13 protein-coding genes are annotated in these 18779 nt (G+C 63.7%); 5 read left to right on the plus strand and 8 right to left on the minus strand.

The window, feature by feature from the left end:
• Positions 1-116: 116 nt before the first annotated feature.
• Both mutS and VOM14_RS09260 read left to right on the plus strand, forming a co-directional pair.
• Positions 117-2795 carry a DNA mismatch repair protein MutS gene (gene mutS / locus VOM14_RS09255; protein ID WP_327628407.1) on the plus strand — a complete coding sequence of 893 codons (2679 nt, stop codon included), beginning with the start codon at positions 117-119 and terminating at the stop codon, positions 2793-2795.
• Positions 2782-4158 (plus strand): hypothetical protein, encoded by a 1377-nt coding sequence (locus tag VOM14_RS09260; RefSeq protein WP_327628607.1) that lies wholly within the window; start codon positions 2782-2784, stop codon positions 4156-4158. The genes mutS and VOM14_RS09260 overlap by 14 nt, the downstream gene beginning before the upstream one ends.
• Here the strand turns inward: VOM14_RS09260 and VOM14_RS09265 are convergent.
• Complete coding sequence (locus VOM14_RS09265) at positions 4138-4677, minus strand: FKBP-type peptidyl-prolyl cis-trans isomerase (protein WP_327628408.1); 540 nt, start codon at positions 4675-4677, stop codon at positions 4138-4140. The genes VOM14_RS09260 and VOM14_RS09265 overlap by 21 nt on opposite strands.
• Before the next feature lie 32 nt (positions 4678-4709).
• On the opposite strand from VOM14_RS09265, the gene VOM14_RS09270 reads away from it, so the two are divergent.
• The gene (locus tag VOM14_RS09270; RefSeq protein ID WP_327628608.1) at positions 4710-5960 is read left to right on the plus strand and encodes a cupin domain-containing protein; all 1251 of its coding nucleotides are present in this window, start codon (positions 4710-4712) and stop codon (positions 5958-5960) included.
• A gap of 233 nt (positions 5961-6193) precedes the next feature.
• Positions 6194-6454 carry a hypothetical protein gene (locus VOM14_RS09275; RefSeq protein WP_093633513.1) on the plus strand — a complete coding sequence of 87 codons (261 nt, stop codon included), beginning with the start codon at positions 6194-6196 and terminating at the stop codon, positions 6452-6454.
• A 141-nt stretch (positions 6455-6595) separates the two neighbouring features.
• Here the strand turns inward: VOM14_RS09275 and VOM14_RS09280 are convergent, their stop codons facing one another.
• The 3 genes from VOM14_RS09280 to VOM14_RS09290 all read right to left on the minus strand — a co-directional run bounded on the left by VOM14_RS09280 (position 6596) and on the right by VOM14_RS09290 (position 10261).
• Positions 6596-8869, minus strand: a complete 2274-nt coding sequence (locus tag VOM14_RS09280) for an ATP-dependent DNA helicase (protein ID WP_327628409.1) — start codon at positions 8867-8869, stop codon at positions 6596-6598.
• Between the two features lie 64 nt (positions 8870-8933).
• A complete protein-coding gene (locus tag VOM14_RS09285; RefSeq protein ID WP_007181361.1) occupies positions 8934-9152 on the minus strand; it encodes a DUF465 domain-containing protein in 219 nt (72 codons plus the stop codon).
• Positions 9153-9340: 188 nt separating this feature from the next.
• Positions 9341-10261: a hypothetical protein gene (locus VOM14_RS09290; RefSeq protein WP_327628410.1), complete on the minus strand. Its 921-nt coding sequence runs from the start codon at positions 10259-10261 to the stop codon at positions 9341-9343.
• A 397-nt stretch (positions 10262-10658) separates the two neighbouring features.
• On the opposite strand from VOM14_RS09290, the gene VOM14_RS09295 reads away from it, so the two are divergent.
• A complete protein-coding gene (locus VOM14_RS09295; RefSeq protein WP_327628411.1) occupies positions 10659-13007 on the plus strand; it encodes a Tex family protein in 2349 nt (782 codons plus the stop codon).
• Between the two features lie 116 nt (positions 13008-13123).
• On the opposite strand, the gene VOM14_RS09300 is transcribed toward VOM14_RS09295, so the two are convergent.
• The 4 genes from VOM14_RS09300 to VOM14_RS09315 form a co-directional block, all read right to left on the minus strand.
• The gene (locus tag VOM14_RS09300) at positions 13124-15010 is read right to left on the minus strand and encodes a potassium transporter Kup (RefSeq protein WP_327628412.1); all 1887 of its coding nucleotides are present in this window, start codon (positions 15008-15010) and stop codon (positions 13124-13126) included.
• Between the two features lie 306 nt (positions 15011-15316).
• Positions 15317-15907, minus strand: a complete 591-nt coding sequence (locus VOM14_RS09305) for a phosphoribosyltransferase (RefSeq protein WP_327628413.1) — start codon at positions 15905-15907, stop codon at positions 15317-15319.
• 3 nt (positions 15908-15910) lie between these two features.
• The gene (locus VOM14_RS09310; RefSeq protein ID WP_327628414.1) at positions 15911-17257 is read right to left on the minus strand and encodes an adenylosuccinate synthase; all 1347 of its coding nucleotides are present in this window, start codon (positions 17255-17257) and stop codon (positions 15911-15913) included.
• A 222-nt stretch (positions 17258-17479) separates the two neighbouring features.
• Positions 17480-18631, minus strand: a complete 1152-nt coding sequence (locus VOM14_RS09315) for an ATP phosphoribosyltransferase regulatory subunit (RefSeq protein WP_327628415.1) — start codon at positions 18629-18631, stop codon at positions 17480-17482.
• Positions 18632-18779: the final 148 nt, after the last annotated feature.

Genomic DNA, 18779 nt, shown 5'->3' on the forward strand with positions numbered 1-18779 from the left:
GCCCGCGCCGGAATTCGAGCGATGACAACCTGCCTCGGCCATCCGGCCAGGGTCCGCTCGCCGCGCCGCCGGGTTAAACTCACGCCCTGAACAGCTAAAGCAGAAAGACACCGAGGATGGGCACTCAAACCGCAGCGGCCAGCGACGTCGCACAACACACGCCAATGATGCAGCAGTATCTGCGGATCAAGGCGGACCATCCGGGCACACTCGTGTTCTACCGGATGGGCGACTTCTACGAACTCTTTTTCGACGACGCGGAAAAAGCCGCGCGTCTGCTCGATCTCACGCTCACGCAGCGCGGGGCATCGGCGGGCAATCCGATCAAGATGGCGGGCGTGCCGCATCACGCGGTCGAACAGTATCTGGCGAAACTCGTGAAGCTCGGCGAATCCGTGGCGATTTGCGAGCAGATCGGCGACCCGGCTACGTCGAAAGGTCCGGTGGAGCGCAAGGTCGTGCGCGTGGTCACGCCGGGCACGCTCACCGACGCCGCGCTGCTGTCCGACAAGAATGACGTTTTCCTGCTGGCCATGTGCGTCGCGCACAATCGCCGCGGCGTCGCGACGAGTGTCGGGCTCGCGTGGCTCAATCTCGCGAGTGGCGCATTGCGGCTCGCGGAAGTCGCGCCGGACCAGGTTGCGGCGGCGCTCGAACGGATTCGTCCCGCGGAAATTCTGGTCGCCGATAGCGCCGCCGAGTCCGCAAGCTGGGCGCCGCCTGTCAGCGCGGGCGCGCTCACGCGCGTGCCGGCGTGGCATTTCGATATCGCGTCGGGCACGCAGCGCCTGTGCAATCAACTCGAAGTCGCGGGGCTCGACGGCTTCGGCGCGCATTCGCTCACCTGCGCGTGCGGCGCGGCCGGCGCGCTGCTGCTGTACGCGGCGGCCACGCAAGGCCAGCAATTGCGGCATGTGCGCAGCCTGAAGGTGGAATACGAGTCGGAATATATCGGCCTCGACCCCGCCACGCGCCGCAATCTCGAACTCACAGAGACGCTGCGCGGCACGGAGTCGCCCACGCTGTGCTCGTTGCTCGACACCTGCTGCACCACCATGGGCAGCCGTCTGCTGCGTCACTGGCTGCATCATCCGCCGCGCGAATCGGCGGTCGCGCAGTCGCGGCAACAGGCTATCGGCGCGTTGCTCGAAGCGCCCGCGGGCGCGGACGTCGACTCCCTTCGCGGCGCGCTTCGGCACATCTCGGACATCGAGCGGATCACGGGCCGCCTCGCGCTGTTGTCGGCCCGGCCTCGCGATCTGTCGAGCCTGCGCGATACCTTCATTGCGCTGCCGGAACTTCGCGCGAAGCTGGCGGCTGTGTCCTCGAATGCGGACGCGCTCGCGCGCATCGACGCGTCGCTCGTCCCGCCGCAAGCGTGTGTGGACCTGCTCTCGCGCGCCATCGCACAGGAGCCGGCCGCCATGGTGCGCGACGGCGGCGTGATTGCGCGCGGTTACGACGCGGACCTCGACGAACTCCGCGATATTTCGGAGAACTGCGGGCAGTTCCTGATCGACCTCGAAACGCGCGAACGCGCGCGCACGGGCATCGGCAATCTGCGCGTGGAATACAACAAGGTGCACGGCTTCTATATCGAAGTCACGCGCGGCCAGACCGACAAGGTGCCCGACGACTATCGGCGCCGTCAGACGCTGAAGAACGCCGAGCGCTACATCACGCCGGAGCTGAAAACGTTCGAAGACAAGGCGCTGTCCGCGCAGGAACGCGCCTTGGCCCGCGAGCGCTCGCTCTACGACGCGGTGTTGCAGGCGCTCCTGCCCTTCATTCCGGATTGCCAGCGCGTCGCCTCGGCGCTCGCGGAACTGGATCTGCTGACGGCGTTCGCCGAACGCGCTCGCGCACTCGACTGGGTCGCGCCGGCTTTCTCGCCGAACGCGGGCATCGAAATCGAACAGGGGCGCCATCCGGTTGTCGAGGCGCAGGTCGAGCAATTCATCGCCAACGACTGCACGCTCGCAGCCGAGCGCAGACTGCTGCTGATCACCGGCCCGAACATGGGCGGTAAATCGACCTTCATGCGTCAGACGGCGCTGATCGCGCTGCTCGCCTATGTGGGCAGCTACGTGCCGGCGCGGCGCGCGGCATTCGGCCCGATCGACCGCATCTTCACGCGCATTGGCGCCGCGGACGATCTCGCCGGCGGCCGCTCCACGTTCATGGTCGAGATGACCGAAGCCGCCGCGATCCTGAACGACGCCACGCCGCAAAGCCTCGTGTTGATGGATGAAATCGGCCGCGGCACATCCACGTTCGACGGCCTCGCGCTCGCGTGGGCCATTGCGCGGCATCTGCTCGCGCACAACGGCTGCCATACGCTTTTCGCCACGCACTACTTCGAACTCACGCAGTTGCCGGCCGAGTTTCCGCAAGCGGCTAACGTGCATCTGTCGGCGGTCGAGCATGGGCACGGCATTGTGTTCCTGCACGCCGTCAACGAAGGACCGGCGAATCAGAGCTACGGTTTGCAGGTCGCGCAGCTCGCGGGCGTGCCGAACGCGGTGATTCGCGCGGCGCGCAAACATCTCGCGCATCTCGAACAGCAATCGGCGGCGCAACCCGCGCCGCAGCTCGATCTGTTCGCCACGCCGTTGCCCATGTTGCTCGAAGACGCCGACAACACGGCACCGCAAGCTGCGCAACTATCGCCCGCCATGGAGGCACTCGTCGAGCGTCTGCGCGGCATCGATCCGAACGATCTGCGGCCGCGCGAAGCGCTCGATCTGCTGTACGAACTACATGAACTGGCCGCCGCGCCGGATGCCGGTCACTGACGCACGCCGCCGCTCGCAGCGTCCGCGCACGTTCCGCGCGGCACGGGGCATTGCAGCGGCGCTAGCGAGCGGCCGCGCGCCGCGCGCCGCCGTTTCCGCGTTGTTGATCTGGACCGCGCCGGCGTATGCGGCCGCGCCGAACTACAGCTTCGCGGTCATCGCGAACACCATGCAGAGTTCCGCCGACGAGGCGCTCACGCAACGGCTGATCGACGCAATCGGCCGCGAGCGCGACGTGTCGTTCATCGTGTACGACGGCAATCTGAAGGGCCCGAAAGAAGCCTGCCGGGACGCGCTCTATGAACGGCGGCATGCGCTGTTCGAAACGTCACGGCCGGCCCTCTTCTTCATTCCAGGCCAGCACGACTGGGTCGATTGCGCGAGCGCGCAGGCGGGCGGTTTCGATCCGGTCGAACGTCTGGACCAGTTGCGCCAGACGCTCTTCGGCGATTCGAACTCGATGGGCCAGAATCCCATTGCGTTAACACGCGAGAGCGAGGTGTCGCGCTTTCGTCCGTATCGCGAAAATGTGCGCTGGCTCGTGGGCGATACCGTGTTCGTCGGGCTGAATGCGCCGAGTCCCAACAATCACTATCTGACTGCCGGCGGGCGCAACGGCGAATTCGAAGACCGCGTGATTGCCAATGCGTTCTGGCTCGAACACGCCGGCGAATATGCAAAGCGCCGCGACGCGCGCGCGATCGTCGTGTTCATTCAGGGCGATCCCGACCCGGAGCGCTATGAACGTCCCGAGCGTTTTGCATGGCTGCGCTTCGGGCGCAATCCGCGCCGCGATGGATTTCTGGAATTCAAACGCAGTCTCGTGAAGCTCGCACAGATTTTCCGCGGGCCGGTGCTCGTCATTCATTCCGACGACGAACACGTGAGCGCCGGCTTTGTGATCGATCAGCCGCTACGCAATGACAAAGGCATGCTGGTGACGAACCTCACGCGTATCGCGCTTGCGCCGCATGACCGTCTTAACCAGTGGACTCAGATAGAAGCGGACTTCGGCAAGAAACCGCCGTTCCGCGTGATGGTGCGCGATGTGCCGAGGCAAATGCCGCTGCCGGCGACGCCGCCCATCTTGCCGCGCGAAGAGCCGGCGGCCTCGGTGCCGGCCGCGTCAGCTATGCCGGCTGTACCAACGTTCGGCCCCGCGTCGGACTTGCCGCCGTTGCTTCAGCCACCAGGCCAGCAACCGCCCGACTCGCAGCAACTCGACCAGTTGCCGCGCATTCCAGCCGACCAGGGCGGCGGTGGATACGGACCTGCCACTTCAGTGCCGCCGTCGCAACCGGGAACGCTGGCGGCCTCGGGCGCGCCCGGCGTGCCCGCCAGCTCAGTGCAGCGTGGGCCCTGACTTGTCCTCGTCAGCTTCGTCGTCTTCATCCAGAACTTCGAGGCCGTCTGCGCCATGCGCGTGTTCGTGCTGGATTTCATCTTCGGTCGCCGGACGCACGTCTTTCACCGTCAACGCGAAACGCAGCGCCATGCCGGCAAGCGGATGGTTGCCGTCTAGCACGACCTTGTCTTCCGCGACGTCGGTCACCACGTAGACGAGCGAATCGAGGTCCTCGTCGCCTTCTTCCGGCGTGCCTTCGAACTGCATGCCGACTTCGAGCGGTTCCGGAAAGCGATTGCGCGGCTCGATCTTCACGAGCTCCGGATCGTACTCGCCGAATGCATCTTGCGGCTCAAGCTGGATCTGCGTCTCGAAGCCGGCCTCGTGGCCGTCGAGCTCTTCCTCGATCTTGGGGAACGTGCCATCATAGCCGCCGTGCAGATAGACCATCGGCTCGTCGCTCTCTTCAATCAGGTTGCCCTGCGCATCCGACAGCTTGTAAGCGACCGACACGACGGTGTTCTTTGCGATTTTCATTCGATTCTCCAGAATACAACTCACATTATACGATGCCCAGGCGGCCCACTGACCACTCGGCCGAAGCAGCTTCGGCACGCCATTCCTCACCGGCTGGAAAGGCGGCTTCAGCAACTCTGCCGCCCTCGCCCGACACGCCCACGCCGCTACTCGGCAACCTGACACCGTCGCAATTCATGCGCCGGTACTGGCAAAAAAAGCCCTTGTTGATTCGCCAGGCGATTCCGAACGTGGAGTCGCCGCTTTCGCGCGACGAGTTCTTCGAACTGGCGGATCAGGACGATGTCGAGTCCCGGCTCATCACACACCTTCGCAACAAATGGCAGCTTGAGCACGGCCCCTTCGCGCCCGACGAACTGCCGTCGCTCAAACAGCGCGCATGGACGCTGCTCGTGCAAGGCGTGGATCTCTACGACGATCGTGCGCGCGCATTGCTCGACCGCTTCCGCTTCGTGCCCGATGCGCGCCTCGACGATCTGATGATCTCTTACGCGACCGACGGCGGCGGAGTAGGCCCGCACTTCGATTCCTACGATGTGTTTCTTTTGCAAGTAAAAGGCAAGCGGCGCTGGCGCATCAGCGCGCAGAAAGATCTGACGCTGCAAGCCGGCTTGCCGTTGAAAGTTTTACAGAACTTCAATGCGGAAGAAGAGTGGGTGCTGGAGCCCGGCGACATGCTCTATCTGCCGCCGCACATCGCGCATGACGGTGTGGCCGAGGGCGAATGCATGACATGCTCGATTGGCTTTCGCGCGCCCTCGGCGGGCGAGCTGACAGCGCAGTTCCTCTACCATCTTGCCGAACGCGGCGAAGCGAGCGGCGACGCCGGAGCGCATTATCGCGACCCGCAACAGCCTGCCGTGGAGCGTCCCGCGGAAATTCCGCCAGCGCTTGTCGACCGCATTGGCGCAATCCTTGCTGGAATCAAATGGAATGAGCAGGACGTCGCGTCGTTCCTTGGCACGTATCTCAGCGAACCCAAGCCGAGTGTCGTGTTCGATCCGCCGCAAAGGCCGCTTAACGAGGCCCGTTTCATCAGCCGGGCATCCAAGTTAGGTGTACGGCTGGACCGCAAGACCAGTTTGTTGTACAACCGCCGTTTTTTCTTCCTAAATGGAGAGAAAATGTCATTCGACGGTGAGAAAAAATGGGTGTTTAATCTCGCCGATTCCCGGTGTTTGAGTGCGAAACGCTTTGTAACACTCTCACACGATTCGTCGGTGACAGCACGGCTACACGAGTGGTATCGTGCGGGCTGGATACAGGTGGGCGAGCTTGCATAGCGTCGTCTGCCTGTTATACACGGTACATTGAAATTTTGTATGAGAAAGACAACGTATTGACCCCGGATTTATGGATTGTCAGTACAAAAGTGCATATAATTTCCGCCCAAGCCGTAGGGAAGATTCTCGCTCGTCAAAAGAGCGTCTCCACCAGCGGCCCAGGTCGGTGTTGGAGCACATTACCGGTATTATTTTGCGCTGTTGCTTACCTTTAACCATAAAAGGACGTGATCATGAAGAAATCCCTCCTCGTAGCATCCCTGTTGGCAGCTGTGGCACTGGCTGCATGCAACAAGAGCAACGACCAAGCCGCTGCCCCGGCTAGCGACGCAGCTGCCGCTTCGGCACCGGCTGCCGCAGCTTCGGATTCGGCTGCTGCTGCTTCGGGTGCGGCTGCTGCTGCGAGCGACGCTGCTGCTTCGGCTACGACCGCTGCTTCGGACGCAGGCGCTGCTGCTTCGGCTGCTGCTCCGGCTTCGGGCGCAAGCCAGTAAGCTGTCGCATAGGGTTCGCCTTCGGGCGAAAACCGCATCGGGAAATCATCACGATTTCCCGAGCGGCAAACAAAACGCCACGAATTCACATTCGTGGCGTTTTGTTATTTGCGCGCCGTTTTTACAACGGCATCCCGATATTCAATCGAGCTGGTGAGCGGGCCCTGCGCCCTCCTCGAAGAACTCGCGCACAACCTCGATCTCGCGTGTGCGCTTGAACGGCGGCAAGCTCTGCCAGATGCGGCGGCCATAAGGTTTGTCCACGAGACGCGTGTCGCAGATCATCAGAACGCCGCGATCGGTCTCAGCGCGAATCAGGCGGCCTGCGCCCTGCTTGAGCGTAATGACAGCCTGCGGCAACTGATGAACCGCGAACGGGCTCAGACCTTTCTTCGTAAGCGCATCGAGTCGCGCTGACAGAACAGGATCGTCAGGCGGTGCGAACGGAAGCTTGTCGATGACCACGAGCGAGAGCGCGTCGCCGCGAACATCGACACCTTCCCAGAAACTCTGACTGCCGACCAGAATCGCGTTGCCATACGCGCGAAAGCGATCGAGCAATTCCGTGCGGCTGGCGTCGCCCTGAACGAGGAGCGGATAGTTCCAGCCGCGCGCCTCGATGACGTCGCGCAATTTCGCCGAGATGCGGTCCACCGCGCGCAGCGTCGTGCACAACATGAATACGCCGCCGCCCGACGCTTCGATTGCCGGCAACGCCGCGTCGAATACCGCGTCGGTGAACATCGGCGACGACGGCTGCGGCAAATTGCGAGGCACATACAGAAGTCCTTGCGCCGGATAGTCGAACGGACTGGGCAAGGTCATCGAACGTTTTGCGTTCAGGCCCATTTGCGCGGCGTAGTGCGTGAAGTCGCCGCGCACCGATAACGTGGCCGATGTGAAAATCCACGCGCGCGGCACGCCGGCGCGCTGCTTCGCGAAGATCGGCGCGACCGAGAGCGGCGTTTCGTGCAACTGCACGGTATGCGCGAAGACTTCAATCCAGCGCACTTTCTCGTTCGGATCGGCTCGCTCGCTTTTGCTGTCGGCCGAGCCGCTCGCACCGGCATCTGCCGTGGCACGCTCGGTTTCGGTGGGCGGCGTGGTCCAGCCGGCGAGCACGCCTTGCAACTCGCGCGCGCGCCGCAGACATGCGCCGATCGACTCGGCGCGTTCTGCCTGACCCGCGAGCGCGGACGCGAGCGCATCGAGTTCGGTTTCGAGCGTTTCGAGCGCGGGGAACAACGGATGATCGTCCGGCAACTGTCCGATCGACAGGCGCACCGAGTCTTCCTTGAACGCAAGCCGCACGTCGCGCGCGGCGCGCTCGAGCGTGGAGCCGAGCTTGACCCAATCGAGCGCGTCGCGTGCATGACCCAGACCCTCGGCGACGGAATCGCGCGCGAGTTCGAGAAACTGCGCGGTGGACAGCGTCTCGCCGAAGAACAGCGTGGCGGTTTCGGGCAGTTGATGCGCTTCGTCGAAAATAACCGTGTTGGCCGTGGGCAGCAGCTCGGCCATGCCGGTATCGCGCAACATGATGTCGGCGAAAAAGAGGTGGTGATTGACCACCACGATGTCGGCCTGCTGCGCTTCGCGGCGCGCCTGCATCACGAAGCAGTCCTTGTAATGCGGACACTCCTGGCCAAGACAATTGTCGCGCGTCGACGTAACCATCGACCACACCGCCGCCGTTTCCGGCACGCTCGCGAGTTCGGCCTTGTCGCCGGTGCGCGTGATTTTCGCGAAGCGCACGATGTCCTGCAGATACGAGGTTTCCTGGCGCGACGGCAAGCGGCCGTTATCCGCCGTGCGCTGCAAATAGTAGTGGCACAGATAGTTCGCGCGCCCCTTCAGCATGGCCACCGACACGGGCACGGCCAGCGCGTCGCGCACGGTCGGAATATCGCGCTGAAAGAGCTGATCCTGCAGATGCTTCGTGCCCGTGGAGACGATCACCTTGCCGCCCCACAACATGGCCGGCACGAGGTACGCGTAGGTCTTGCCGGTGCCCGTGCCCGCTTCGACGATCAGCGTGTTCTCGCCGCCGTCGACGGTTTGCGCCTCATCGGCCTCAGGGTGTTCGGCTGCGGCGTCGGTCGCGGCGGATTGCAGACGCCGCGCGGGACGCTTCTGTGCCTCGAACATCGCGGGCTCGGGCATGGCGCGGCCCGACGCCTCCATGGCGGCCGCGACGGCGCGCGACATTTCGATCTGCGACGCGCGCGAGCGATAGCCGTCGATCTGCCGGGCCAACAGGCCGTTGTCGGCGAAGATCTCGTTGAGTTCGGCGGCACGGCGTGGATTGAGCGATGCGGAAAGCGCGGACGCGGCGGCACGCGGCACGGGCGCGCCGGTTTCCCGGTCCGCGTCGGCGGTCGTGGCGCGGCGTGAAGTTTCAAGCGGTGAATTCAAGGCAAGCGTTTCCTGCAAAATCCGGCTCGCGCGGCGCGCGCCCGGCGCCTGCCAGGCCGCGAACTCAGGCGCGCGCGTCCGGTTCGAGCTGCAATTGCAGCAAGATGATGGTGTCCTTGACTTTGAGTTTGCGCTTTTTCAGGCGCTGCAACTCGAAGTCGTCGATGCCGGGCTCATCCGACATTCGGTCGATCAAACGGTCGAGCCCACTGTGCTCCGATTCCAGTTGCAGAATACGGTCGCGAAGTGTGTCCGCGTTGATGACGTGATGTTGATCGCGCATGCTCGCCTCCGCTCGTCTGCGGCGCGGGCTGCGTCGGCATGTTCAGCCCTTGCCTGAGGTTGCTGTCCGGCTTAAAACGCGTTACGGCGACTGTCTACAAACTGCGTGCAAAACCGCTTCTATCACTGGCTGTACGTCGGATACTACAACCGCGCGGCGCCCGGCCCAGACGGGCCGCCGCGCTCTACTCATTGCTGCTGTTGTTGCTGTTGCTGTTGCTGCTTCTGCTGTTCTTCCAGTTGCTGCTGCTTCAGATCGTCCTGACGTTTCTGCTCGGCTTTCTCGGCGGCCTGCTTCTGACGTGTTTGCACGTCGGCTTTATGCTGGGCGGCGTCGGCCTGTTTCCTCTCGAAGCTCTGCTGCTTCTCGACGCGCTCCTGCGCCTTTTGCGCACCCTGCTGGCGAGCTTCGTCGAGCTTGCGCTGGAAGTCGCCTTGCTTCTGATCGTAGGCCCGCTGATTCGCCGCGGCCTTGGGCGGGCTGATGCCGCGCTGCGCCTCGTCGATTGCGTGCTGACGCTGCTTTTCCTCGTACGCCTGTGCATTGGCGTTGCGCTGCGGCGCCTCGGCTTCGCGTTGCGCCTGGTCGAGCTGGTGCTGGCGCTGTTTCTCGTCGTAAGCCTGGGCATTGCGCGCGTCGTCGGCGGCGCGCTGCGGGGCGCCTGCTTCGTCCTGCGCGCGCTTGAGCGCCGCGTCTTCGTCACGCTTGCGGGCGCGCTGCACGCGCTCCTCGCCGTCGAGCGCGAGCTGTTCCTTGCGAATTTGCGCCTGCACGGTGCGCATCTGATCGCGCGCCTTGTCGAGGCAATGGTTGACGAAAAACTTGCTGTAGCAATTATGCTCGGCAACGCCATAGCGATAGTTGTTGTCGTCGGTGCGCTGATCCAGCACTTTCTGGCGCGCGTCGAACTCGCGTTCCGCCGAAGCCTCACTGTCCGTGCCATCGGCCGCGGCGCGGGTTGCCGAGTCCGCAGCGGCATTTGCTCCAACCGACGAGGCCGCACCCGAGCGCGCACCCAAACCCGCAGGCGCGACGGACTGCGCCGAAGCCGGCGCGGACAACGCGAGCGCCGCGGCCGTCACACACGCCGCGCAGGACATCAGGAACATGCGGCCGGAAACAGAAGCAGAAGCCAGAGCAGAAGCGGAAACAGACACGGAAGCGGACGCACAGGCAGTCGCCAACCCCTCGGCGCGATGCGGCGCCGCCCCGCGCGATGCGAACGGCCAGCGCACGGCGAACGGCGGCAAATGGAGCAAGCGGGAGACCGGGTGCGAGCCCTGGCGGTTGAACAAAAAGGAGATTGGCAACGTGATTGGCAACGTCATAGAGGGTCAACGGAACATGCCCGAAATTCTATCACCCCGGCGGTTGAGCCCTTTGGCATTTATGGCAAAATGCCCCGCTCCAGCCACCTGGCCGCAGCGCGCATGCACTGCCTGCCCGGCGCCACCGGCGCCGCCGGCGCACGGCCTTTGACCGAGTCCGCAGGAAACCCAAGAGCTTATGACGGAAACCGTAGCACTCAAGATCGTACAGCGCATCGCCGCCGAACTGTCCGTCCAGCCGCGCCAGGTCGCGGCCGCGGTGCAACTCCTCGACGAAGGAGCGACTGTTCCGTTCATCGCCCGCTACCGTAAGGAAGTGACCGACAATCTCGACGACACGCAACTGCGCAATCTCGAGGAACGCCTGCTGTATCTGCGCGAGCTGGAAGACCGGCGCGCGGCGATCATCGCGAGCATCGACGAACAGGGCAAGCTCACCGACGAGTTGCGCAGCGCGATCGAAGGCGCCGACAGCAAGCAGGTGCTGGAAGACCTGTATCTGCCGTACAAGCCGAAGCGCCGCACGCGCGCGCAGATCGCCCGCGAAGCCGGCCTCCAGCCGCTCGCCGACGCGCTGCTCGGCAATCCGCTGCTCGACCCGCAAACCGAAGCCGCCGCCTACGTCGACGCCGAGAAAGGCGTGGCCGACGTGAAGGCCGCGCTCGACGGCGCGCGCGACATTCTCTGCGAACAGTTCGGCGAAACCGCGGATCTGCTCGGCAAGCTGCGCGATTACCTGTTCAATCAGGGCGTGGTGTCGTCGAAAGTGGTCGAGGGCAAAGAGACCGCTGAAGAAGAAAAATTCCGCGACTACTACGACTACGCGGAAACCATCCGCACGGTGCCGTCGCATCGCGCGCTCGCGCTGTTCCGCGGCCGCAATGCCGGCGTGCTGATGATCAAGCTGGGACTCGGCGAAGAACTCGACGCGCAGGTGCCGCATCCGGGCGAAGCGCTGATCGCGCGTCACTTCGGCATTGCGAACCAGAACCGTCCGGCCGACAAGTGGCTTTCCGACGTGTGCCGCTGGTGCTGGCGCGTGAAGGTGCAGCCGCACCTCGAAAACGAACTGCTCACAAACCTGCGCGACGAAGCCGAACACGAAGCAATTCGCGTCTTCGCGCGCAATCTGAAAGATCTGCTGCTGGCCGCGCCGGCTGGTCCGAAGGCCGTGATCGGCCTCGATCCCGGCCTGCGCACCGGCGTGAAGGTGGCGGTGGTCGACCGCACGGGCAAGGTGCTAGCGACCGACACCATCTACCCGCACGAGCCGCGCCGCGACTGGGATGGCTCGATCGCGAAACTCGCGCGCATCTGCGCGCAGACGCAAGCCGAGTTGATCAGCATCGGCAACGGCACGGCGTCGCGCGAAACGGACAAGCTCGCGAGCGAACTGATCGCGCGTCATCCGGAATTCAAGTTGCAGAAGATCGTTGTGTCGGAAGCCGGCGCGTCGGTGTACTCGGCGTCCGAACTCGCGGCGAAGGAGTTTCCGGACATGGACGTGTCGCTGCGCGGCGCGGTGTCCATCGCGCGGCGCCTGCAAGACCCGCTCGCCGAACTCGTCAAGATCGAGCCGAAAGCGATCGGCGTCGGCCAGTATCAGCACGACGTGAACCAGCGCGAACTGGCGCGCTCGCTCGACGCCGTGGTCGAAGACTGCGTGAACGCCGTCGGCGTGGACGCGAACACAGCCTCGGTCGCGCTGCTCGCGCGCGTGTCCGGATTGAACGCCACGCTGGCGCGCAATATCGTCGACTATCGCGACGCGAACGGCCCATTCCCTTCGCGCGAGCATTTGCGCAAGGTGCCGCGCCTCGGCGACAAAACCTTCGAGCAAGCTGCGGGTTTTCTGCGCATCAACAATGGTGAGAATCCGCTCGATCGCTCGTCGGTGCACCCGGAAGCGTATCCGGTCGTCGAGCGGATGCTCGCGAAAATCAGCAAGCATGTCGGCGAGGTGCTCGGCAATCGCGACGCGCTGCGCGGCCTGTCGCCGACGGAATTCGTCGATGAACGCTTCGGTCTGCCGACCGTGCGCGACATCCTGCTCGAACTGGAAAAGCCGGGCCGCGATCCGCGCCCCGAGTTCAAGACGGCAACGTTTCGCGAAGGCGTCGAGAAGGTCAGCGACCTCACGCCTGGCATGGTGCTCGAAGGCGTGGTGACGAACGTGGCCGCGTTTGGCGCGTTCATCGACGTGGGCGTGCATCAGGACGGTCTCGTGCACGTGTCGGCCATGTCGACGAAATTCATCAAGGACCCGCACGAAGTCGTGAAGGCCGGACAGATCGTCAAAGTGAAGGTGCTCGAAGTCGACGTGAAGCGCCAGCGCATCGCGCTGACCATGCGCCTCGACGACGAATTCGGCGCGGCCGCAACGCGCAGCGGCAGCGGTGGCGCGCAGCAGGATCGCGGCAACTTCGGCCGTTCAGGCGGCAATGGCCGAGGCGCACCGCAACGCGCGCGCGAGCCGGAACCGGGCGGCGCAATGGCCGCTGCGTTCGCGAAGCTGAAGCAGAAGTAAGGAGCCGGGCTCTTATCACGCCCGGCAGCCAATAAAAAACCCACGCATTCGCGTGGGTTTTTTGCTTCTGACGGCGGCTGCGTTCGCGATGCCCGCGAACCTTGGCGAGCCTACGGTCAAATCTCGATCTTCGTCCCCAACTCCACCACCCGATTGGCCGGAATGCTGAAGAAGTCGGTCGGCTTCGCGGCGTTCTGATGCATCCACGCGAACACGCGTTCACGCCACACGGACATGCCCGGCAATTGCGTCGGCACCACCGTTTCGCGCGCGAGGAAGAACGACGTGTCCATCAACTCGAACGTCATGTCGTGCGTCCGGCCGATTTCCGTGAGCACGGCCTTCACGTCCGGTGTTTCGTTGAACCCGTAGGCCGCCTTGACGACATACAGACCGCCGTCGATGTTCTTCACGCTCACGCGCTCCGAGTCTTTCACATACGGAATATCGCGCGTCACGAAGGTCAGGAAAATGGTGCGCTCATGCAGCACCTTGTTGTGCTTGAGATTATGCAGAAGGCTGACCGGCACCAGCGAATCGCTGCCCGTCAGGTAAATCGCGGTGCCCGAAACGCGATGCGGCGGATGTGCGAGCAGCCCTTGCAGGAACGGCATGAGCGGAATACCGTCGGCGGCCGTGCGTTCCTTGACGATCATTCTGCCCTTGAACCATGTCATCAGCAGGAAGAACAGCAACGCGCCGATACCGAGCGGCAGCCAGCCGCCCTCTTCCACCTTCAGCAGGTTCGCGCCGAAGAAGCCCATGTCGACTGTCATGAACACACCGATGATCAGCGCGACAAGGATCTTGTTCCAGTTCCACACCTTCACCATCACGACACAAGCCAGAATCGTGGTGATGACCATGGTCGCCGTCACTGCGATGCCGTACGCGGCCGCGAGATTGTCCGAACTCTTGAACGCGATCACAATGCACAGAATGATGAAAAGCAGCATCCAGTTCACCACCGGCACATAGATCTGGCCGATCGCCAGTTCGGACGTGTGGAGGATCTTCATGCGCGGCACGTAGCCGAGTTGAATTGCCTGGCTCGTCAACGAATACGCGCCCGAGATTACCGCCTGCGAAGCGATCACGGTGGCGACCGTCGACAGCACGATCAGCGGCAGCAAGGCCCACTGCGGCGCGAGCAGAAAGAAGGGATTTTCGATCGCCTTCGCGTCGTGCATCAGCAACGCGCCCTGGCCGAAATAGTTGAGCACTAGCGACGGCATGACCACGAAGTACCAGCCCATGCGGATCGGCTTCGCGCCGAAATGGCCCATGTCCGCGTAGAGCGCCTCGGCACCCGTCAGCACCAGCACCACCGAGCCGAGCACGACGTACGCTTGCAGCACGTGCGCGGCCATGAAGGTGTATGCGTAATACGGGTTAAGCGCGCGGATCACAGTCGGCGATTGCATGATGTGCCAGAGTCCGAGCGCGGCGAGCACGACGAACCACAGCAGCATGATCGGGCCGAACAGGCGGCCGACCGTCGCCGTGCCGTGCCGCTGAATCCAGAACAGCAGCACGAGGATGACGATAGTGAGCGGCAACACCAGGTGAGACAGATGCGGCGCGGCGATCTCCAGACCCTCGACCGCGGAGATCACCGAGATGGCGGGCGTGATCACCGCGTCGCCGTAGAACATGCAGGCGCCGAAGATGCCGAGCATCATCAGCAAGCCGGCCCCTTTCGATTTTTCGTCGAGCGAGCGCAGCGCCAGCGCCATGAGCGCGAGCACACCGCCCTCGCCGTTATTGTCCGCGCGCATCACAAACAGCACGTACTTGATGCCGACCACGATCACGATCGCCCAGAACAGCAGCGAGATCACGCCCAGAATGGATTGCTCGGTCAATGGGATGCCATGAGACGGACTAAACGCTTCTTTCAGCGAGTACAGCGGGCTCGTGCCGATGTCGCCGAACACCACGCCAATCGCCGCGATAGCGAGAGAAGGCAGTGGCTGTTTGTGCACGTGATTGTTATCTGTCATAAACGCGAGGAAATCCGTTTCCTGGGCGGAAAAAGCGACCGTTATTCTAAACCGCCTGCCCGGCGCCGCCCGGCTTGTTGTGGATACACCACGTGGAAGGTCCGCGCAGTGTAGCACTGCGATATGTGCGCGTCTGCTGCGTGAACCGATGCGCCCGGCGAGTCGTGAAGCGAACCGCGACGTGGCGCGCAGACCCTGATTGTCGATGCCGATGACGACACATAAAAAAAACGGAGCCCAATGGGCTCCGCTTTGTATGCACAGCGTAAGTGCTCTGCATGAGCGCTGCATTCGCGCCCATGTTCATCACTTTTCCGAGGACTCCTGCGCTTGCGCCACGCCGCGCTTGATCCACGCGCCGAGGTTGTGCGGACGAACCGTGTCCCATTCCTCGAATGGCTGATGAATCCACGGATTCGTGGGCAAAAACTGCACGTGATAATCGGGCTTCACCTTCGAACAGCCTTTGTACCAGAGCACCGCCGAACGCACCGCCGTGATGGCCGGATAGCGCTCCTTCAGATGCTGCTGAACACGCGCGAGCGTCACGCCTGAATCGACAAGGTCGTCGACCAACAGCACGTTGCCATGCAACTCGCCGCGCGTCATCGTGATGTATTGCGCGATGTCGAGTTCACCCTGCTCCGTGCCGGCCGCTTCGCGATACGAACTGGTGGCGAGAATAGCCAGCGGCAGATCGTAAATGCGCGATAGCTGGTCGCCCACGCGCAAGCCGCCGCGCGCGAGACACAGGATCTTGTCGAACTTCCAGCCCGACTCATGCACCGCCATGGCCAGCAGTTCGATCAGCCGGTGATATTCGTCCCAGCCGACCCACAAGTTCTTGTCGTCGTTGCGCGGATCTTTCATCGCAATCATGGGTACACCTTGAACCATTGCTTAAACCTTGAACGGATGACGAAGAAGGATGGTCTCGTCGCGATCCGGACCGGTCGACACCATGTCGATCGGAATGCCCGCCACTTCCTGTACGCGCGACAGATACGCACGCGCGTTCGCCGGCAGCTTGTCCCATTCCTTGATGCCGACGGTGCTTTCCTTCCAGCCCGCGAAGGTTTCGTACACCGGCTCGCAACGCGCGACTTCCGACGCGCCGCGCGGCAGCAGATCGACGTTCGCGCCGTCGACCGTGTAGCCGACGCACAGCTTGACTTCGTCGAGGCCGTCGAGCACGTCGAGCTTCGTCATGCACAGGCCCGACACGCCGTTGATCTGAATCGAGCGGCGCAGCGCGGCGACGTCGAGCCAACCGGTGCGGCGCGGACGGCCGGTGACCGAGCCGAATTCCTTGCCGACGGTGGCGAGTTCGAGGCCGATGGCTTCCTGGCGCGCGGCGTTGTCCGCGTCGTACAGCTCGCTCGGGAACGGGCCCGAACCGACGCGCGTGCAATACGCCTTGGTAATGCCGAGAATGTAGTTCAGCTTTTGCGGACCCACGCCCGCGCCCGCCGTTGCCGCGCCCGCCACGCAATTGCTCGACGTGACGAACGGATAGGTGCCGTGGTCGATGTCGAGCAACGTGCCTTGTGCGCCTTCGAACAGCAGATTGCTGCCTGCGGCGTTCGCGTCGTACAGACGGCGCGACACGTCGGTCACCATCGGCTTCAGACGGTCTGCGTAGCCCAGCATCGTGTCGAGCGTTTGCTGGAAGTCGACAGCGGCGGCGCCGAGGTACTGCGTCAACACGAAGTTGTGATAGTCGAGGTTTTCGCGCAGACGTTCGGCGAACGTGGCCGGATCGAACAGGTCCTGCACGCGCAAGCCGCGACGCGCCACCTTGTCTTCATAGGCCGGGCCGATGCCGCGGCCGGTCGTGCCGATCTTGCTCGCGCCACGGCGCGCTTCGCGGCCCTGGTCGATGGCAATGTGATACGGCAGGATCAGCGTGGTGGCTTCGGAAATGAAGAGGCGATTCTGAACGTCGACGCCGGCGGCTTCGAGTTCGCCGATTTCCTTGAACAGCGCTTCCGGCGACAACACGACGCCATTGCCGATGTAGCACGCGACGCCGGGATGCATGATGCCCGACGGAATCAGACGCAAGATGGTTTTCTTGCCGCCGATGATAAGCGTGTGACCGGCATTGTGACCGCCCTGGAAGCGAACGACGCCTTGAGCGTGGTCCGTCAGCCAGTCGACGATCTTGCCCTTGCCTTCATCACCCCACTGGGTCCCCACGACGACGACGTTACGCCCGGGGTTCACATTCACTGCGCTGGCAGACATGTTGTTTCGTAAGCTGGTTAAAAACGTATTCTACCTAGGTTCGCGGAAGCTTCTGGAATTTTTCCGTTTCCGCTCAACGGTATGCACGTTATGGTGGGTATGGCGAAAGAAGCGCGGCGACCGGCGATGGTTGGCCGCGCCATGTCCGGCGACGCATGCACGGCATGTGCGACGCCCTCTGTTTTGCCCGGAAAACTTCCGGGCGGCACTATCGGAACGCGCTCACGAGCGCGGTTCGACGGTCCATGCGCCGTTGCGCTCGACCAACACGCGGTCGAATGCGAATTCATCCAGATCGTGTTCGTGGCCAGGCAGCGCCTGGATCACCACTTCGCCTGCATCGCGCAATGCGGCGACGCTCACGCGCAGCGCGTCGTCGTGCTGCCATGGCGCGAGGATCGCGCTGCTGCGCGCCTCGACCGGCGAGATGCGCGCCACTTCGCGCAGATCGAGCGAAAAGCCCGTTGCCGCGCGTGCGCGGCCGTACGCCTGGCCGACATGGTCGTAGCGGCCGCCGCGCGCGACCGCGTTCGGCACGCCGTCCACATACGCGGAGAACATCACGCCGCTGTGGTATGCGTAACCGCGCAAATCGGCGAGGTCGATCATCACTTCGGCGCCGGCCACCTGGCTTGCGAGAAACGCGAGATCGTCGAGCGCGCGCGCGATAGCCGGCGCGTTCGGCAAGCGCGCGCGCGCTTCCTCGAGCACCGCCGCGTCGCCGTAAAGCGCGGGCAGCGAGCGCAACGCATCGCGCGTGACGGCCGTCAGATTCGCGGTCAGTTCGATGAGGCGCGGCACGTCCTTGCCCGCCAGCGCGTCGTAAAGCGATTGCCCGAGTTCGGCGGCCGCCGGTTCGGCGTCGATCAACGCAGCGAGCACACCGGCGTGACACAGATCCAGCCGCACTTTGCCGAGACCCGCGAGACGCAGCGCGTCGAGCATCAACTGCTGGATTTCCAGGTCGGCTTCGAGACCCGCATGGCCATAAATTTCCGCGCCGATCTGGATCTGTTCGCGCGTGGCGTGCAGGCCGCGTGGCCGCGTGTGCGCGACGTTCCCGGCGTAGCACAGGCGCGTGACGCCCTGGCGATTCAGCAGATGCGCATCGATACGCGCGACCTGCGGCGTGATATCGGCGCGCAGACCGAGCGTGCGCCCCGACAACTGATCGACGAGCTTGAACGTGCGCAGATTCAGGTCCTGCCCGCCGCCCGTGAGCAGGGACTCGATATATTCGAGCAGCGGCGGCATGACCATCTCGTAGCCGTACGAACGGAAACGGTCCAGCAAATGGCGCCGCAATTCTTCGATCTTGCGTGCCTCCGACGGCAGCACGTCGGCAATATTCTCGGGAAGTAACCAGGTCGACATCGATACAGTCCTACGGCGTTGAACACGGCGGCTGGGCGCGCCGGCAAATGAGTGTGAATGGCGGGCGAAGGCTCGAATCGGGCGCCTTTCCAGCGCTTTTCCCGCGCGGGCGAAGACGTTGGCGGCTTCGCGATAGCGCGGGCTCAGC

The sequence above is a fragment of the Paraburkholderia sp. MPAMCS5 genome (assembly GCF_036016995.1).
Lineage (GTDB): Bacteria > Pseudomonadota > Gammaproteobacteria > Burkholderiales > Burkholderiaceae > Paraburkholderia.

Coding starts and splice junctions, on each gene's coding strand:
- mutS (WP_327628407.1), top strand. CDS start 117: ATGGGCACTCAAACCGCAGCGGCCAGCGACGTCGCACAACACACGCCA.
- VOM14_RS09260 (WP_327628607.1), top strand. CDS start 2,782: ATGCCGGTCACTGACGCACGCCGCCGCTCGCAGCGTCCGCGCACGTTC.
- VOM14_RS09265 (WP_327628408.1), bottom strand. CDS start 4,677: ATGAAAATCGCAAAGAACACCGTCGTGTCGGTCGCTTACAAGCTGTCG.
- VOM14_RS09270 (WP_327628608.1), top strand. CDS start 4,710: ATGCCCAGGCGGCCCACTGACCACTCGGCCGAAGCAGCTTCGGCACGC.
- VOM14_RS09275 (WP_093633513.1), top strand. CDS start 6,194: ATGAAGAAATCCCTCCTCGTAGCATCCCTGTTGGCAGCTGTGGCACTG.
- VOM14_RS09285 (WP_007181361.1), bottom strand. CDS start 9,152: ATGCGCGATCAACATCACGTCATCAACGCGGACACACTTCGCGACCGT.
- VOM14_RS09290 (WP_327628410.1), bottom strand. CDS start 10,261: ATGTTCCTGATGTCCTGCGCGGCGTGTGTGACGGCCGCGGCGCTCGCG.
- VOM14_RS09295 (WP_327628411.1), top strand. CDS start 10,659: ATGACGGAAACCGTAGCACTCAAGATCGTACAGCGCATCGCCGCCGAA.
- VOM14_RS09300 (WP_327628412.1), bottom strand. CDS start 15,010: ATGACAGATAACAATCACGTGCACAAACAGCCACTGCCTTCTCTCGCT.
- VOM14_RS09305 (WP_327628413.1), bottom strand. CDS start 15,907: ATGGTTCAAGGTGTACCCATGATTGCGATGAAAGATCCGCGCAACGAC.
- VOM14_RS09310 (WP_327628414.1), bottom strand. CDS start 17,257: ATGTCTGCCAGCGCAGTGAATGTGAACCCCGGGCGTAACGTCGTCGTC.
- VOM14_RS09315 (WP_327628415.1), bottom strand. CDS start 18,631: ATGTCGACCTGGTTACTTCCCGAGAATATTGCCGACGTGCTGCCGTCG.